The sequence below is a fragment of the Actinoplanes sp. GCM10030250 genome, from assembly GCF_042666575.1.
Classification (GTDB): Bacteria; Actinomycetota; Actinomycetes; order Mycobacteriales; family Micromonosporaceae; genus Actinoplanes.
Genome location: NZ_JBHTDO010000037.1, coordinates 1 through 17,180, shown reverse-complemented (window position 1 = coordinate 17,180; position 17,180 = coordinate 1). Strand labels below are relative to the sequence as shown.

The window sequence follows — 17,180 nt, the reverse complement described above, 5'->3', positions numbered from 1 at the left end:
AGTTGCCCGGCTGAAACCTGGAGGCCGGGTGCCGTCGGGGCTCACCTTGTAACGACACACCATGGTTGCCGTTCCCGGTCTGCGGCAGCGTTGAGGCATGAGAAAAGTGACGACATCGCCGATGCCCGACCTGACCGGCCGCCTCGCCCTGGTGACCGGTGCCGGCGGCGGGCTGGGCCTGGGCCTCGCGACCCGGCTGGCCGCCGCCGGCGCCGAGGTGCTGCTCGCCGTGCGTGACGAGGCCAAGGGCGAGGCCGCGGCCCGCCGCATTCGCGACGAGGTGCCGGGCGCCTCGGTCGCGCCGCGGAGCCTGGACCTGGCCTCACTCGCCTCGGTCGCCGCGCTGGCGGACAGCCTGACCGGCGAGGGCCGGCCGATCAACATCCTGGTCAACAATGCCGGCGTGATGGCGCCGGCCACCCGGCACGCCACCGCCGACGGTCTGGAACTGCAATTCGGTACGAACCACGTCGGCCACTTCGCCCTCACCACCCGGCTGCTGCCGCTTCTGCGGGACGGGCGGGCACGGGTGACGACCGTGACCAGCAGCGCTGCCCGGCAGGCGAAGCTCAACCGCACCGGCCCTTATTCGGCGGTTCGCGCGTACGGGCAGTCGAAGCTGGCGAATCTGCTGTTCGCCCTCGAGCTGGACCGCCGCGAGCCGGCCATCGTCAGCAACGCGGCCCACCCCGGCACCACGCTGACCGGCCTCTATGCCGCCGGCCCGAACCTGGGACGCGAACGGCCCGCACCGCACGAGGCGATCATGACGCGGCTGGCCAGATGGGGCGTGCTCGTGCACAGCATCGATCAGGGACTACAACCTATTTTGTACGCGGCAACCAGCCCCGCCGCCGGAGGTGGCAAGCTTTACGGGCCGGACGGATTCGGGCAGTTCACCGGCGGGCCGGCCGAGCTGACGGTCTACCGCTCCGCATCCGATCTCGATCAGGCGGCCCGGCTGTGGGACCAGTCCCTGGAGTTGATGCATGGATCGCGCTCGCTTCGCTGAGTTTCTGCGCACCCGCCGGGAGGCGCTCCAGCCCGAGGATGCCGGACTCCCTCGCGGGCAGCGCCGCCGCACCCGCGGCCTGCGCCGGGAGGAGGTCGCCGTGCTCAGCGACATGTCGATCGACTACTACACCCGGCTGGAACAACCGCGCGGCCCGCACCCCTCCGAACAGATGCTCTCGGCGCTCGCCCGGGGCCTGCGCCTGTCCCTGGAGGAGCGTGGCCACCTGTTCCAGCTCGCCGGGTACGCGACACCGCGCCGCTCGGCGGACTCCGGCCACGTCAACCCGGGCATGCTCCGCATCTTCGACGGCCTGCGGGACGCCGCCGCCCAGGTGGTGTCCCCGCTCGGCGAGACCCTGCTGCAGACGAGGCTGTCGGTGGCGCTGATCGGTGACGAGAGCGTCCACACCGGCCTGGCGCGCAGCCTGCATCACCGGTGGTTCACCGAGCCGGCGACCCGCCTGATCCATCCCGAGCAGGATCGGGCGGAGCAGAGCAGGGTCATCGTGGCGGACCTGCTCGGGTCGTACACCCGGGACGGCCCCGGCTCCCGCGCCGGCGCCATCGTCGACGCGCTGCTCGCGGCCAGTCCGGAGTTCGCGGAGCTCTGGCACGAGCATCCGGTGCCGGGCCCGTACTGCGCGGCGAAACGTTTCGTGCACCCGCAGGTCGGTGTGCTGGAGCTGAACTGCCAGCGGCTCATCGATCCGGATCAGTCACAGCAGCTGGTGGTCTACACGGCCACGCCCGGCAGCTCCAGCCACGCCCGCCTCGAGCTGCTGTCCGTCCTCGGCCCGGTCACCGATTCCTGGGCCGCCCAGTCCTGACCTACTTCGGCCCTTCGCGGCTCGGGTCAGGCTGACCGGGTCGGGCTGACTGGGTCAGGCTGACTGGGTCAGGCTGACCGGGTCAGGCTGACCGGGTCAGGCTGACCGGCTCAGGCTGACCGGGTCAGGCTGACCGGGTCAGGCTGACCGGCTCAGGCTGACCGGGTCAGGCTGACCGGGTCAGGCTGACCGGGTCAGGCTGACCGGCTCAGGCTGACCGGCTCAGGTCAGGCTTACCGTCGCCAGGGCCGCGGTCACCAGCAGGCCCAGGCCGTTGGTGGCCCAGTGCAGAGCGGCTGCCGCGAGGAGGCTCCCGCTGCGGCGGCGCAGTTCGCAGAGCAGCATGCCGGCCACAGCGGTGAAGGCGACGGCCCCGAGCACGGTGAGGATCTGCCCGGCGGCGTCGGTGCCCAGCGCCGACCCGACCGCCTTGTTGGCCTCGGCCAGGCGCAGGGACGGCAGGATGTGCCACAGCCCGAACAGCACCGACGACACGACGCTCGCCCAGGCGGCACCGCGGTGCCGATTGACAAGACCGAGGAGTACGCCCCGGAAGGCCACCTCCTCGAGCAGCACCGTGCCGAGCGGCACCACCACGAACGCGGTCACCAGCGCGGCGCTCAGGTGCAGGTGATAGCGCACGTCCTGAAAAGCCGGCCGGGTAGCCGGGATAGCGGCACCGATCGCGTAGACCACTGCCACCGCAAGGACGGCACCGAGCGCGTACTTCAGACCCGGCACCAGCGTCCGCCTGGACAGCCCGAGGTCGTGCCAGCTCAGACCGGCCCGCCTGCCGAGCAGCACGAGCCCCAGCGCCACGAGCGGCCCGGCCACCAGCCCGGTGTGCGGCGGACCGAACTTGTTGGCCACATTCACCGCCGCCAAGATCACCAGAACCGCGCCGAACACGAGAACCAGCCGCCGGCGGGAAAGCTGGCCGGGCGGGAGAACGAGGGCAAACGTACGGTCGGACACGGGAAACAGACAGTACCCGCGGATCCGCCAAGATAACGTCAAAGGTGACTTCCTGTGACGCTCAACTCGTCACCCTCCCGAGCACCCCGCCCCCGCGCCGGCCCCTCGCCGCCGCGCCCGCCCCTCGCCGCCGCGCCCGCCCCTCGCCGCCGCGCCGGCACCTCGGCCCCGCTCCGGCGCCCTCGTCCGCCTTCCGGGGCCCACACCCCCGGATTCGTCAAGAACAGTGCACTGGCAACTTCCTGTTAAATTGCTGAAGACATCGACCTCCGCAATATCCAAAAGCGGCGGATCGATACTGTAGTAAGTCAGTCGAAATTCTTGTAAACTGCGGCGCAACACGCCAGCGGAGGCCCTCTCAGCGCTTCCGCCATGCTTTGTCGTGCTCGTAAATTCGAGAAATCCCCCGACTGCGCAGGTAAGGACGATGTTCAATCGCACCGTCATGTTCGCCAAGCAGAACACACCCGATTCCCTCAGGGTCGTCGCCCGCCGCACACTGCAGCAGACACACAACGCGCGTCTTCGCCTCACGGTTCCGGTGACCGAGCGCTGTGAATACACAAACATCTATCATTGCGCAGTGCGCAAAACTGCGAGCCAGTGGATTAAGGAGTTGTTCAGCGACCCCATCGTCTACAAGCACTCCGGCCTGCTGACCTACGACCCCCGGTTCTACAACTGGAGCCACCCACGGGTCTGCCCTCCCCAGCGCGTCGCACTCTCCCTCTTCTTCCCCCGCAAGCGCTTCGACAAGATCGAGAAGCCGGAGAAGCACCGCGCCTTCTTCGTCTACCGGGATCCCCGGGACCTGCTCGTCTCGAGCTATTTCTCCACCCGCAATTCGCACGCACCCATGGGCGACGTGCTCGAGGTCCGCAAGGTCCTTCTGGAGAAGCCGAAGAAGGAGGGGATGATCTACCTGGTGGAGCATCTCACGAAGAAGGGGACTTTCAAGGCAATCCGCTCATGGGCGGCAGCTCCGGAGTCGGAAAACATCCGCCTTTTCCGCTATGAGGACCTGACCGGCGAGCACCAGACCGAGCAGGTGGACCGACTGATGCGGCATTGCGGCATCATCATTCCGCCACCCGAGCTGGAGACGCTGCTGTCAAAATACAGTTTCTCCAAAATGAACGACCGCAAAAGCGCCGGCTCGATCTCGCATTACCGCAAGGGCGAACCCGGCGACTGGAAGAACCATTTCGACGACGACATAGCCGAGGCTTTCGACAACTCGACCGGCAACCTCATCGAGCTCCTCGGCTACCCGTCCACCGCCGGTGTCCGCAACGGCTGACGTCCGGAGCGGGTGACGTCCGGAGCGGGTGACGTCCGGAGCGGGTGACGTCAGCGCCTCGCGATGCCGCTCCAACGCTCCTTGTGCCACTCCACGCTCCTTGTGCCACAACGCTCCTAGGTGCCACAACGCTCCTAGGTGCCACAACGCTCCTAGGTGCCACAACGCTCCTAGGTGCCACAACGCTCCTTGGTGCCACCTCAGCGCTCCTGCGGTGGCACCTCACCGTTCCCGCGGTGCCACTGCCTCAACACGGTCCGTCCGCGGTGCATCCGGCGGCGGAGTGTCGTGCCGCATAGTCGGAGAGGCCGGTGGCCAGGTGAGCCGCGCTGCCGGAGAACTGAGCGAGCAGCTCGGCGAAGATTGGTGTGGCCTCGCCGTCACCGCGCGGGCCGGGTCTGCTCCGGCCGGGGACGCCGAGCATGTTGCCGGCCCCGCGGATCCGGCCCGCCATCGACTCGAGCAGCACGAGGTCCAACTGGGCGCGATCGGCCATGATGTTTCCCCCTCACCGGTCACCGTTGTCCCTATATACACGTGACGGGGCCCACCGGTTCAGTGTGGATCATAAAAATGTCTACTCACCGCTGTCGCAGCGTCACTCACACACGACACCCCACCACGCACAGTGATGATCGAGAGCGCCCACTCACCCAACGCTTCCACCCAGGTGAACCTGCCCCGAAAAAGATCAGCCGCAGCTCAGGCCATCCGCGGCACCCGCACCTGGACCCCGCGGACACCGCTCTCACAGCAAGCCCCACCCCATCCAGATCGTTCTCGGACCGTTACCACTCCCCGTGCCGCCTCAACCCGCTCGAGACAGGCTCGAGACGGCACCCACAACTAGCCCAGCCCATCGAGCATCCAATGAGGAAAGTACTTGCCAACCGGGAAAGTGACGGTTACTTTCCTAGCAGGAAAGTACATGCTCGAGGAGGAAGTGATGACCACACCGCACATCCCGCCCGTCGACGCCGAGATCGCTCTGGCCGAGATGCAGGCCCGCCGCGCCCAGGTAGTCGACACCAACCTCGTCCCGCCCTGGTTCTGGTACAGCATCGGCGGCCTCATGGTGCTCTTCGTCGCCGCCGTCGAGAGCGAGATCAACTGGCTCGTCGCCGCCGGCAGCGTCGTCTACGCGCTCGGCCTGGGCGCCCTGATCTTCGCCGTGGTCCGTAAAGCTCGCGTCCAGGTCCGACCGGAATTGATCGGCGTCCGCGGCGCGCTCGCGATCACCGCGTTCACCGTCGTGCTCGTCGCCACGGGTGTCGCGCTCGGCTTCACGCTGGAGGCCCTGGGCGTACCCCTGCCGGCCACCCTCGGCTGTCTCCCGGTCGCGGTGGGCCTGGCCCTCGGCGGGCCGCGCCTGATGGCGTATCTTCGCCGGGTGATGCTGTCCCGGCCGCTCGGCGGCTCCCGGTGAGCGGCACGCCCCGGTTCGACGAGCTGATCCACGCGCCGACCCGGCTCTCCCTCGTCAGCCTGCTGGCCGCCACCGAGTGGGCCGACTTCCGGTTCCTCCGTGACACCCTCGGCCTCTCCGACTCGGCGCTCTCCAAGCAGCTCACCACCCTCGAAGAGGCCGGCTACGTCGAGATCCGCAAGGGTTTCGTCGGCAAGCGCGCGCGTACGTCGGCCCAGCTCACCCCGCAGGGACAGCGGGCGTTCACCGACCACGTCGCCGCACTGCAGAAGATCGTCGCGCAAGCCGGCCTGGCCGTTCTGCCCGACCAGCTGACTCATTGATCCCACCAAGAAGCGATCCGGCCGAAAAGCGCAGCCGGCGAATACCCGGCCGGCCAAAGGCTAGGACCGCAGCGACAGGCAGACGAACGGCCCCCGTACCCCAGCACTGAACCGCTCCGCCGCCCGCAGCGCGAGCCGTACCCGAGCCCGGGGTTTCATCCCCCGCCCCGCCGTCGCGAACAACGCGCCCAGCGCCACCTGATCACCGCAGCCCACCGCCGCGAACCCGTCAGCGGCCTTGCCCACCTGGTAGTCGTCGTGGATCACGAAGAGCCGGCCACGCACCCCGACCAGGAACGTCCCGCCCATCTCCTGCTCCTCCTCCTTACGCGCGTACCCGCCGCTCTTGAGACAGTCCCGCAGCGCGTCGACGAACGTGGTGGTCATGAACCGATCGAGGTCACCTTTCGGGGCGGATGGCGCCAGTGAGTACCGGATCAGCTGGCCCATCCGGAACGAGGTGGTGAACCCGAAGAGGTAGGCGCCGTTGCGGAACACCTTGGTGTCGGCGCGGACGGACAGGTTCATGCCGCTCACACCGGCGCTGTCGCCACCGATGTAGACGGCGCCCTTGCGCAGCAGGCCCACGATCGCAGTCATAGGTTCAGCGGACATCGCCAATCAGCGATCCGTCAACCAGCGATCCGTCAACCGCGAGGCGTCCGCTTCGGCACGGACCGCGGCGTGGATCTGCCGGGTCCGGACCACCGGCCCGAACCCGGGTGGACCACCGGCCAGGACCCCGGCGGACCGCCGGCCCGGACCCGGCGGACCGCCGGCCCGGACCCGGGCACGGGCGCCGTGAAGATCATGCCGGGCCCGGGGATTTCCGCCTGACGCAAACGCCCTTTCGGTGCCGCGCGTACCGGCTGCGAGGACGCTACCAGCGGGATCGACCGCTGATGAGTTTCTATTCGTAACCCGTTGCACATCTTGCCGAAAACGTTTTCGTAGGGGAACCTGACTTCCACAGGGGACAGATGGACGGAGTCCTCGCCCGGGTCACCTCGCGAACCAGGGGCACCCGGCGGCCGGGCACGGCCGCCCGGGAAATGGCCGCGAGCCGGCACCCGGCGATCACAGCTGCGCAATTCACACGGGGGTGCACCACTGTCAAAGGAATAGATGCACGTCTATGTCATGGAGGTTCCATGAGAACACGACCGGTGCGAGCCCTCCTCACGGCGATCATCGCCGTCCTGGTGGGCGCGAGCCTCATCCCGGCCGCCGCGCACGCCGCTCCCCCCACCTGGAGCCCGCCGTCCAACCTGGTCACGCCGCTCAACCAGGTTTGGCAGCACCAGGAGCAGACCTACAACAACGGCAATCTGTACGGGTTCCGCAACTACGGCTGGGACCAGGTCATGGCCAACCGCGGCTACATCAACTACTGCGTTCGCTGGGACTCCTCGGCGACCGTGACCGCGGCACAGCGCGACCAGATCCACGCCGCCGTGGCCCGGCAGTACAAGAAGTGGACCGATGAGTTGGTCGGGCACAACGCCTGGCCGTACTCCAGCGTTCCGGTCCGGGTCGTCGGCTGGGCTGTCCGCAACCGCTCCCAGCTGCAGTGGAGCGACAACTCGGTGGACATCTACGTCAACGACATCCGGGAGAACGCGCCGCAGTGCGCGGCACCGTGCGGCCGGTTCTTCAACCAGAACGGGCAGTACAACAACTGTCCCGGTGGTGCCGCCCGGCACTACGACCAGTCGCTGTGGCTGACCGACGGCTTCGGCGGCGGCGCGGGTGGCGACTGGGGCCAGCGGGTGGGCCGCGAGTACTTCATGAACAACATCAACGCCAACAACATGCACATCCTGCTGCACGAGATCGGCCATACCTGGGGTCTTGACGACTTCTACGACTGGACCCCGAGCGGTGTCAGCAACTTCATCATGCGGGCCGGCAGTTCCACGCAGATCACCGAGTTCGACGCGTGGATGTTCCGCGACTGGTGGCGGCACCTGAAGAGCCGCTACGGCTACTGATTCCCACGCCCCGGCCGGATCCGATCCGGCCGGGGCGCCCGACGAAAGGTGCCACCCATGCCCTCCCGTCGTTCCGTACTGATCGCCGGCGCCGCAGCCGCGGGCGCCTCCGGCGGCCTGCTGTCGACAACCGCCGCCGAAGCGCGCCCGGACAACGGCGTCTCGGCGTACGCGTTCCCGCTCACCGCCGTCCGCCTGCTGCCCGGCCCGTTCGCCGACAACGCAGCCCGCACACACACCTACCTGAAGTTCCTCAACGCCGACCGGCTGCTGCACATGTTCCGGGTGACCGCCGGCCTCTCGTCGTCGGCAACCCCGTGCGGCGGCTGGGAATCACCCACCACCGAACTGCGCGGACACTCGATCGGCCACGTGCTGACCGCATTGGCCCAGGCGTACGCGAGCACCGGCGACACCGCGTACAAGACAAAGGGCGACTACCTGGTCGCGCAACTGGCCCTCTGCCAGCGCTCCAACGGCTATCTGTCGGCCTATCCGGAGAGCTTCATCGACCGGGTGGAGACCGGCCAGCAGGTATGGGCGCCGTACTACACGCTCCACAAGATCGTGCAGGGCCTGCTCGATCAGCACCAGCTGGCCGGAAATGCCCAGGCCCTCACGGTCCTTGCGCGCAAGGCGGCCTGGGTCCAGGCTCGCAACAGCCGTCTGACGTACGCCCAGCGGCAGCAGATGCTGCGTGTCGAGTTCGGCGGCATCGGCGAGACCCTGTTCAACCTCTATCAGCAGAGTGAGAACACCGCGCACCTGACCACCGCCCAGTACTTCGACCACGCCCAGGTGCTCGACCCCCTGGCGAACAACACCGACGCACTCGCCGGTTTCCACGCCAACACCCAGATCCCGAAGGCGCTCGCCGCCATCCGCGGTTTCCACGCCACCGGCACGACCCGGTACCGCGACATCGCCGTCAACTTCTGGAACTTCGTGGTGCGACAGCATTCGTACGCGATCGGCGGCAACTCCAACGGCGAGTACTTCCAGGCTCCGAACCGGATCGCGAGCGAGCTCTCGGACACGACCTGCGAGTGCTGCAACTCGTACAACATGCTCAAACTGACCCGGCAGCTGTTCTTCACCGACCCGGGCCGGGCCGCCGAGCTGATGGACTTCTACGAGAAGGCGCTCTACAACCACCTGCTCGGTGCGCAGAACCCGAACTCGGCGAACGGGCACCACTGCTACTACGTGCCGCTGCGGGCCGGCGGGATCAAGACGTACAGCAACGACTACGACAACTTCACCTGCTGCCACGGCACGGGCATGGAGACGAACACCAAGTTCGGCGACAGCATCTATTTCAACAACGGGACCACGCTGTACGTGAACCTGTTCGTCGCCTCCACGCTGACCTGGCCGGGGCGCGGCATCACGATCCGGCAGGACACCACCTACCCGGAGACCTCCACGTCGCGGCTCACGATCACCGGTTCCGGGGCGATCGATCTGCGCCTGCGCATCCCGTCCTGGACCAGCGGCGCCCAGGTCCATGTCAACGGCACCCTCACCGGCTCACCCGTGCCCGGCTCGTACCTGGCGATCAACCGGACCTGGGCGAGCGGCGACACCGTGGACATCAGCTTGCCGATGGCCCTCACCCTCGAACCCACCCCGGACAACCCGGCGGTCCGCGCGGTGAAGCACGGGCCGATCGTGCTGGCCGGGCAGTTCGGCAGCACGAACCTCGGCTCGCTGCCCACGCTCAGCCAGGGCAGCCTCACGCCCACCGGCACCCCGCTCGAGTACACCGCGGGGTCGGTGCTGCTCCGCCCGTTCTACAAGACGCACGGCCAGCGGTATTCGGTCTACTGGAGCGTCGCCGCGGGCGCCCGGGAAGCGCACTATCCCTTCGACGAGACGTCCGGCACCACAGCGGTCGACGCCACCGGCAACGGCTGGAACGGCACGCTGAACGGCGGCACGACCCGCACGACGGGACGCAGCGGCAACGCGGTCCTTCTGAACGGCGGCAACGCGTACATCAGCCTCCCGGCCGGAATCCTGGCCGGCGCCGCCTCGTTCTCGATCGCCGCGTGGGTGCGCCTCGACGCCGCCGCGACCTGGACCCGGCTGTTCGACTTCGGCAGCGGGACCGGCGCCTACCTGTTCCTCACGCCCCGCAGCAGCGCGGGAACCGCGCGGTATGCGATCTCCGCCGGCGGCGCCGGGGGCGAGCAGCGCATCGACGCACCGGCCGCGCTGCCCACCGGAACGTGGACGCACGTGGCCGTCACCCACACCGGCAACCTCGGCGTGCTCTACGTCAACGGCGCCGAGGTGGCCCGCAACAGCGCGCTGACGGTACGCCCGTCCGCGCTCGGTTCCACCACCCAGAACTGGATCGGCCGCTCGCAGTACGCCGGCGATCCCTACCTGACCGCGGCCGTCGACGGATTCCGGATCTCCAGCCGGGCCCTGTCCGCGTCCGAGGTTTCTCAACTGCACGCCACCGGTCAGTGAAGAGGAGTCAGATGTCCAGGAGGAGATGGCCGGCCGCTCTGTGCGCGCTGGTCACCGCTGTCGCCGCGGTAGCGGTCGCCACCCCGGCCCAGGCCGCCAACCCCATCATCACCAATATCTACACCGCCGATCCAGCACCGCTGGTCGTCGGCAACACCATGTACATCTACGCGGGCCGCGACGAGGCGGCCAGCGGCAACAACAACTTCGTGATGCGCGAGTGGCACGTGCTGTCCTCGACCGACGCGGCGAACTGGACCGACAACGGCGCCCGCGCGAACATCGGCACCTTCCCGTGGGCCGGCGCCGACGCGTGGGCCGGTGAGGTCGAGCCGCGCAACGGCAAGTACTACTGGTACACCTCGATCAACGGCAACGGCGCGGGCTGGATGAACATCGGCGTCGCGGTCGGTGACACTCCGCTCGGCCCGTTCACCGACGCCAAGGGCGGCCCGCTGATCAGCGACAGCACTCCCAACTCGTCCGGGCTCAACATCGACCCGACGGTTTTCGTCGACGACGACGGCCAGGCGTACATGTACTGGGGCGGCTATTGGGGCGTGCGTGCGGTCAAGCTGGCCAGCAACATGATCGACACGGTCGGTTCGGTGGTAACGCCGGCGGGACTCACCAATTACTGGGAGGCCCCGTGGATGTTCAAGCGCAACGGCCTCTACTACATGATGTACGCCGCCAACGACACAAGCGGCTGCGTCACCAACTCCAGTTACGCCTGCCAGCGCTACGCGACGGCGACCAGCCCGCTCGGGCCGTGGACGCACCGCGGCATCGTGCTCGGCCAGACGTCGTCGACCACCAACCACGCGGGGATCGTCGAGTTCAACGGCCAGTGGTACATCGTCTACCACAACGCGAACGCGCCCGGCGGTGGCAACTTCCGCAGGTCGGTGGCGGTGGACCGGCTGTACTTCAACGCTGACGGCACCATCCAGCAGGTCACACAGACCACAGCCGGCCCGCCGCCGAACCCGGGTGGCGGCGGTGGTGGCAGCGGCACCAACATCGCACCGTCGGCGACCGCGTCGACGTCCTATGTGTCCTCGTGGGAGAGCCTCGCGGCGATCAACAACGGCGGGACGCCGGCGAACTCGCAGGATCGGTCGAGTCTCGCCTACGGCAACTGGCCCGAGCAGGGCAACCAGTGGATCGAGTACCAGTGGCCGGCGGCCCGCTCGATCAACCGCAGCTCGGTCTACTGGTTCGACGACAACCAGGGCATCGATCTGCCCGCTTCATGCCGAATCCAGTACTGGAACGGCAGTGCATATGTTGACGCACCCGGCCAGTCAACATGTGGAACCGCAGGCAATGTTGAGAACGTCATCACGTTCAATCCAGTCAACTCAACACGTCTTCGCTTGCTGATCACTTCACGCACCGGTCTCTCCACAGGAGTCCTCGAGTGGAAGGCGTTCCAGTCGTGAGGCGCCGGCTCTCCGCGTACGCGATGACTTTGATCTTGATTGGTGCCGGTCTGACCACTCAGGCCACGCCGGCGCAGGCCGCCCAGCCCATCGGTTATCCCACCTTCACCGGCGCCGGTTCGATCCCGGCGCCGCCGGTCGGCTATTCGACCGGCGACACCATGCGCGCGATCTACGACGCGGAGGCGGGCGGCACCGATTTCTGGATGGATCGGCTGCTCGCCCGCACCGGTAACGACCCGGCCGGGCCCTGGCTGATGACCCGCGGGCGCGCGGCGTTCATGTACACGCACAACCCCGCAGTGATCGGTTTCGGCGGTAACGCCGCCTACTGGGACAACATCAGCAGCCAGAACGCCTACGCGATCACGGCCTCGCCGGGAACGTTCACCGAGCAGCCGGCCCAGCGCCGGCAGACGCCGAGCCACTGGCGCAGCGTGCACACCGGCGGCTCGGTCCGGCTCGACGTCACCAAGTTCATCACCAACAACAACGTGCTGGTCACCAACGTCGCGGTGGTCAACACGGGCAGCGCCTCGGCGACCGTGCAGCTGAACGCCACGTCGCCCTACGCGACAACGGTCAGCGGCACCGAACTGACCGGCACGCGGGCGGTGAAGAACAACCTCACCACGCTCTACCCGCGGTTCTCCGGTGACGGCTTCACGCCCTCGGGCAGCGCCCTGAGCCGATCAGTAACGGTCGCGGCCGGGCAGACGGTCACGGTCAAGGTGCAACTGGGCCTGGTCGCCAACGAGATCCCCCAATCCCGTACGGAGTACGACGCCTACCGGGCTCTGACGGCCCCGAACGCGTTCGCCACCCATGTGCGGGACTACAACCGGTGGTGGGCGGACAACGTGCCCTACATCGACGTGCCGGACGCGGCGATCAAGAAGAACATCTACTACCGCTGGTGGCTGATGCGCTTCAACCACCTCGACGCGGACATCCCCGGGCAGGACTTCCAGTTCCCGCAGTCGATCGAGGGTGTGACCGGCTACAACAACGCGATCGCGCTGACCCAGCCGATGCACATCGACGACTTGAAGTACCTGCGTAACGCCGAGTACTCGTACGGTCCCTACCTGGCGGTCGGGCAGTACTCGGCGAACGGCCGGTTCATGGACAATCCGGGTGACCCGGAGAACTGGTCGAACTCGTACACCCAGTACATCGCCGAGGCGGCGTGGCGGGCCTACCAGATCCACGGCGGACAGCCGGCGATGCTGAACAACTTCGCCCGCTACGCCGAGGGTGACGCCAAGGGTCAGCTGGCGACCTACGACACCAACAACAACGGCGTCATCGAGTACGACTGGGGCGCGATGACCGGCAACGACGCCGATGCGGTGTCGTTCCACTGGCGGTCCGGCAACCTGGACCGGGCCGAGACCGCGTACGTGTGGTCGGCGGCCAACGCGGCCCGCGACGCCTACACGCTGATGGGTAACACCGCCAAGGCGACCGAGATGCAGACGCTCGCCGACCGGATCCGCAACGGCGTGGTGAACACCCTGTGGAACCCGGCCCGGCAGCTGCTCGAGCACAAGCACGTCTCGACGAACACGCACGTGCCGTGGAAGGAGATCAACAACTACTACCCGTACTCGGTGGGGCTGATGCCGAACACCGCCCAGTACCGGGAGGCGCTGCGGCTCTTCGGCGACCAGGCCGAATACCCGATCTTCCCGTTCTACACCGCCAACCAGAAGGACAAGGCGGCGGCAGCGGCGGCCGGCAACCCGGGCAGCAACAACTTCTCCACGATCAACTCGACGGTGCAGTTCCGGCTCTACTCGTCGGTGCTGCGCAACTACCCCAACTCGTGGATGAACAACGAGGACTACAAGAAGCTGCTCTACTGGAACGCCTACGCGCAGTACGTCGACGGCAACACGGCCTGGCCGGACGCCAACGAGTTCTGGGCCGACTGGAACGGCAACTCCATCACGTACCGGTCGTGGATCCACCACAACATCCTCGGCAGCAGCAACTGGACGATCATCGAGGACGTGGCCGGGCTGCGGCCGCGCAACGACGCCCAGATCGAGCTGTCGCCGATCAACATCGGGTGGACGCACTTCGCGGTCAACAACCTGCGCTACCGCAACGCCAACCTGTCCGTGGTCTGGGACGACCCGGCGGACGGCGTGACCCGGTACACCGGCGTACCGCAGGGCTACTCGATCTTCCTCAACGGGACCCGGGTCGCCACTGTGGACCGGCTCGTGCCGTTCGTCTACAACCCGGCCACCGGGGCGGTCACCTTCCCGGGCGCCACCGGCACGGTGTCGTACAACGCGGCCTTCTCCGGGATGCAGGCACCGCAGAACGTGGTGCAGAGCAGCGCGCGGGTGGTCGACATCTTCGCCAAGGCGGGCGTCGACCTCACCTCCACGCGTCCCAACCTGGCCGCGGGGGCGGCGGCTTCGGCGTCGTACACCACCTCCGGCACCTCGCCGGCGGCGGCCATCGACGGCCTGCCCACCAACTCACCGCTGTGGGGAAGTTACGGCAGCGCCAACGCGTCCGACTGGTTCGAGCTCAACTTCGGGGCCAATCGTACGGTCGACGAGGCCTGGATCTACTTCCGCAACGACCGGGCCACCAACCGGTACCGGCCGCCGTCCGCCTACAACGTCCAGTACTGGAACGGCTCGGCCTGGGTCGACGCGGCCTCGCAGGTCAAAACCCCCGGTACGCCACAGTCCAACTACAACAGGGTGACCTTCACGCCGGTCAGCACCGCGCGGCTGCGCATCCAGTTCACCCAGCCGTCCGGCAGCGCCAAGGCCGGCCTCACCGAGGTCAAGCTCTACGGCCAGGGCACCGTCCCGTCCAACCCGAACCTCGCCGCCTCGGCGACGCCGAGCGCCTCCTACACCTCGTCGTGGGAGAACGTCGCGGCCATCAACGACGGCATCGACCCGCCGTCCTCCAACGACACGGTCAACCCGCGCTGGGGGACGTGGCCCAACACGGGCCAGCAGTGGGCGGAACTGACCTGGCCCGCGGCGCAGACCCTGCGCTCGGCCCAGATCTACTTCTTCGACGACGGCCAGGGCATCGACCTGCCCGCCTCGTGGAAACTGCAGTACTGGAACGGAAGCGCCTACGTCGACGTCCCCTCACCGAGCGGTTATCCGGCTGTGGGTAACCAGTACAACCAGGTGTCGTTCGGTCAGATCAGCACGACCCGGTTGCGGGTGGCGCTGACCAGCGGAGCGTCGTCGGTCGGCCTCCTGGAGGTCAAGGCGTACGCCTGACGCGGTTTGCGGGCCCGCATCCCCTTGCGGGCCCGCAAGCTTGGCCGGCGCACAGCCGTTCGCGGGCGGTCGCCGGTCTGATCCGCACCCCCGACCCAGCTGTGACGCCCGGTGGTCGGCCGGGGTGCGGGCCTTTGTGACGCCCGGTAGTCGGCCGGGGTGCGGGCCTTTTGTGACGCCCGGTAGTCGGCCGGGGTGCGGGCCTTTTGTGACGCTCGGTGGTCGGCTGGGTCACGCGCGGGGCTTGCGTTGTGGGTTTGCGGAACCTCGTGGTGGTCAGCACCGCTCCGCGGTTCCGCACAACGGCGAAACGGCCTCAGACCCGCTCACCGTGAGTGCTTGATGGCCCGAGTCACGCGTCCCGCCCACCGCGCTTGCCGGTGGGCGCTGAGCGGGTGGCGTGCAACGTCGCCAGCAAATGCAGGCGGTCGGCGTCGGCGGTGCCGGGTTCGGCGGTGTAGACGAGCATGACCGGGCCGGGGCTGCCGGGCAGGGGGTAGGTGTCCCAGTCCAGGACGATGTCGCCGACCTCGGGGATCCGGAAGGTCTTGGAGCCGCTGACCGATTCGCGGACGTCGTGCCGGGCCCAGAGCCGCCGGAACTCGGCGCTGCGGATGCTCAGCTCGCCGACGATCGCTGTGGCGCGGGGATGGGTGGGGTCGGTGGCGACGGCGGCGCGCATCATGCCGATGTAGTCGAGGGCCTGCCGCTCCCAGTCTGAGCAGGTTCGGCCGCTGGTCAGCATGTCGTCGAACATCAGCAGGAGCATGTTGAGGCGATCGGGCGGGAGACCGTACGGGTCGCCGAGCAGGGCTTCCGCCATCGGGTTCCAGTCGAGCAGGTCCAAGTGCCGGCTGAGGACGACCGCCGGGGTGTCCATCACCCGCAGCAGCCGCCGTGTGCTGTCCGGCACCCGCTCCGGCTCGCGGTTCACCCGGGCGGGCACCGGGCGGCGGGCGGCGTGGGCCAGCGTGAACAGGTGCCGGCGTTCCTCGTCGTCGAGGCTCAGCGCTGCGGCGAGCGATTCCAGGACGTCGTCGGACGGGCGTACCTCACGGCCCTGTTCCATCCGCTGGTAGTAGTCCGTGCTCAACCCGGCCAGCAGGGCCAGCTCCTCACGCCGCAGCCCGGCGACCTTGCGACGGCCGCCCGGCTCCAGGCCCACATCGTGCGGACGCAGCCGGCTGCGACGGGCCCTCAGAAAGTCGCCGAGCTCACGAGCGTACGGATGGTGGCTGCTCATGCCGCAAGTCTGCCGCGGCCCGGACCACCGAAGGTAGGTCCCGCGGACCTAGGCAACCGAGAACGACGGAGGCGCCCCGGATCGCCCCTAACGTCGGCGCTTCAGCACACCGACACCCAGTCGGTGCCTCAGTACACCGACACCCCCAGTCGGTGCCTCAGCACACCAACTCCCGAGGAGCCGCAGATGACCGGATGGACCGCCGACCGCATCCCCGACCAGCACGGCAAAGTCGCCGTCGTGACCGGCGCGAACTCGGGCCTCGGCCTGGTCACTGCCACCGAGCTGGCCCGGCACGGCGCGCACGTCGTGCTCGCCGTGCGCAACACCGCGGCCGGCCAGGAGGCCGCCCGCCGGATCGGCGGCGATGTCGAGGTGCGTGAGCTGGATCTGGCGTCGCTCGATGCGGTACGCGGGTTCGCCTCGAAACTGGCCGCCGACCACCCGGTCATCGACCTGCTGGTCAACAACGCCGGTGTGGTGCTGCTGGGCCCGCGCCGCACCTCCGCCGACGGCTTCGAGCTGCAGTTCGCCACCAACATGCTGGGCCACTTCGCGCTGACCGGACTGCTGCTCGGCAACCTGGCCGCGGCGCGTCGGGCCCGCGTGGTCAGCCTCAGCTCGATCACCCACAAGAACGCGCACCTCGACTTCGACGACCTGATGTTCGAGCGCGACTACCGGGCCGCCTCCGCCTACGGTCGGTCCAAGCTCGCCACCACGATCTTCGGCCTCGAACTGGACCGCCGCCTGCGCGCCGCGGGCTCGCCGATCGTCAGCGCGCTGGCCCATCCCGGCCTCACCCGCACCAACCTAATGGGAGCTACCGGGTCAGCCGCTGGCAGACTCGGTGCCTGGTAGCCGCGAGTGGGTGAGCACTCTCGCCGCC

General features: G+C 68.1%; 14 protein-coding genes. 10 read left to right on the top strand and 4 right to left on the bottom strand.

Annotation, left to right across the window (positions count from 1 at the left end; genetic code table 11):
* Window positions 1–97: 97 nt before the first annotated feature.
* Window positions 98–1,012, top strand: coding sequence for an SDR family oxidoreductase (locus ACFQV6_RS35040; RefSeq protein ID WP_378031966.1), 915 nt, complete (start codon window positions 98–100; stop codon window positions 1,010–1,012).
* Window positions 990–1,841 carry a helix-turn-helix transcriptional regulator gene (locus ACFQV6_RS35035; protein WP_378031965.1) on the top strand — a complete coding sequence of 284 codons (852 nt, stop codon included), beginning with the start codon at window positions 990–992 and terminating at the stop codon, window positions 1,839–1,841. The genes ACFQV6_RS35040 and ACFQV6_RS35035 overlap by 23 nt, the downstream gene beginning before the upstream one ends.
* Window positions 1,842–2,063: 222 nt before the next feature.
* Here the strand turns inward: ACFQV6_RS35035 and ACFQV6_RS35030 are convergent, their stop codons facing one another.
* Entirely contained in the window at window positions 2,064–2,816 is a 753-nt protein-coding gene (locus ACFQV6_RS35030; RefSeq protein ID WP_378031964.1) for a CPBP family intramembrane glutamic endopeptidase, read from the bottom strand.
* A 427-nt stretch (window positions 2,817–3,243) separates the two neighbouring features.
* Between ACFQV6_RS35030 and ACFQV6_RS35025 the strand changes: the two genes are divergently transcribed.
* Window positions 3,244–4,116, top strand: a complete 873-nt coding sequence (locus ACFQV6_RS35025; protein ID WP_378031963.1) for a sulfotransferase domain-containing protein — start codon at window positions 3,244–3,246, stop codon at window positions 4,114–4,116.
* 247 nt (window positions 4,117–4,363) lie between these two features.
* Here ACFQV6_RS35025 and ACFQV6_RS35020 read toward each other — a convergent pair whose 3' ends face one another.
* Window positions 4,364–4,612, bottom strand: a complete 249-nt coding sequence (locus ACFQV6_RS35020; RefSeq protein WP_378031962.1) for a hypothetical protein — start codon at window positions 4,610–4,612, stop codon at window positions 4,364–4,366.
* 432 nt (window positions 4,613–5,044) lie between these two features.
* Here ACFQV6_RS35020 and ACFQV6_RS35015 point away from each other — a divergent pair, with 432 nt between their 5' ends.
* Together ACFQV6_RS35015 and ACFQV6_RS35010 are read left to right on the top strand one after the other, a co-directional pair.
* Window positions 5,045–5,542, top strand: coding sequence for a hypothetical protein (locus ACFQV6_RS35015; RefSeq protein ID WP_378031961.1), 498 nt, complete (start codon window positions 5,045–5,047; stop codon window positions 5,540–5,542).
* Window positions 5,539–5,865 carry a winged helix-turn-helix domain-containing protein gene (locus ACFQV6_RS35010; protein WP_378031960.1) on the top strand — a complete coding sequence of 109 codons (327 nt, stop codon included), beginning with the start codon at window positions 5,539–5,541 and terminating at the stop codon, window positions 5,863–5,865. Before ACFQV6_RS35015 ends, ACFQV6_RS35010 begins: the two co-directional genes overlap by 4 nt.
* A 60-nt stretch (window positions 5,866–5,925) precedes the next feature.
* On the opposite strand, the gene ACFQV6_RS35005 is transcribed toward ACFQV6_RS35010, so the two are convergent.
* Window positions 5,926–6,465 carry a hypothetical protein gene (locus tag ACFQV6_RS35005; RefSeq protein WP_378031959.1) on the bottom strand — a complete coding sequence of 180 codons (540 nt, stop codon included), beginning with the start codon at window positions 6,463–6,465 and terminating at the stop codon, window positions 5,926–5,928.
* A gap of 551 nt (window positions 6,466–7,016) precedes the next feature.
* Here ACFQV6_RS35005 and ACFQV6_RS35000 point away from each other — a divergent pair.
* From ACFQV6_RS35000 to ACFQV6_RS34985, 4 genes are read left to right on the top strand one after another with little or no spacing between them, the layout of a single operon-like run.
* Window positions 7,017–7,856 (top strand): hypothetical protein, encoded by an 840-nt coding sequence (locus tag ACFQV6_RS35000; protein WP_378031958.1) that lies wholly within the window; start codon window positions 7,017–7,019, stop codon window positions 7,854–7,856.
* A gap of 57 nt (window positions 7,857–7,913) precedes the next feature.
* Entirely contained in the window at window positions 7,914–10,334 is a 2,421-nt protein-coding gene (locus ACFQV6_RS34995; protein WP_378031957.1) for a beta-L-arabinofuranosidase domain-containing protein, read from the top strand.
* 11 nt (window positions 10,335–10,345) lie between these two features.
* Window positions 10,346–11,779 (top strand): glycoside hydrolase family 43 protein, encoded by a 1,434-nt coding sequence (locus ACFQV6_RS34990; RefSeq protein ID WP_378031956.1) that lies wholly within the window; start codon window positions 10,346–10,348, stop codon window positions 11,777–11,779.
* Window positions 11,776–15,048 carry a discoidin domain-containing protein gene (locus ACFQV6_RS34985; protein ID WP_378031955.1) on the top strand — a complete coding sequence of 1,091 codons (3,273 nt, stop codon included), beginning with the start codon at window positions 11,776–11,778 and terminating at the stop codon, window positions 15,046–15,048. The genes ACFQV6_RS34990 and ACFQV6_RS34985 overlap by 4 nt, the downstream gene beginning before the upstream one ends.
* 352 nt (window positions 15,049–15,400) lie before the next feature.
* Here ACFQV6_RS34985 and ACFQV6_RS34980 read toward each other — a convergent pair whose 3' ends face one another.
* The gene (locus tag ACFQV6_RS34980) at window positions 15,401–16,291 is read right to left on the bottom strand and encodes a helix-turn-helix transcriptional regulator (RefSeq protein ID WP_378031954.1); all 891 of its coding nucleotides are present in this window, start codon (window positions 16,289–16,291) and stop codon (window positions 15,401–15,403) included.
* Between the two features lie 186 nt (window positions 16,292–16,477).
* Between ACFQV6_RS34980 and ACFQV6_RS34975 the strand changes: the two genes are divergently transcribed.
* Entirely contained in the window at window positions 16,478–17,152 is a 675-nt protein-coding gene (locus tag ACFQV6_RS34975; RefSeq protein ID WP_378031953.1) for an SDR family NAD(P)-dependent oxidoreductase, read from the top strand.
* The last annotated feature ends 28 nt before the right edge of the window (window positions 17,153–17,180 follow it).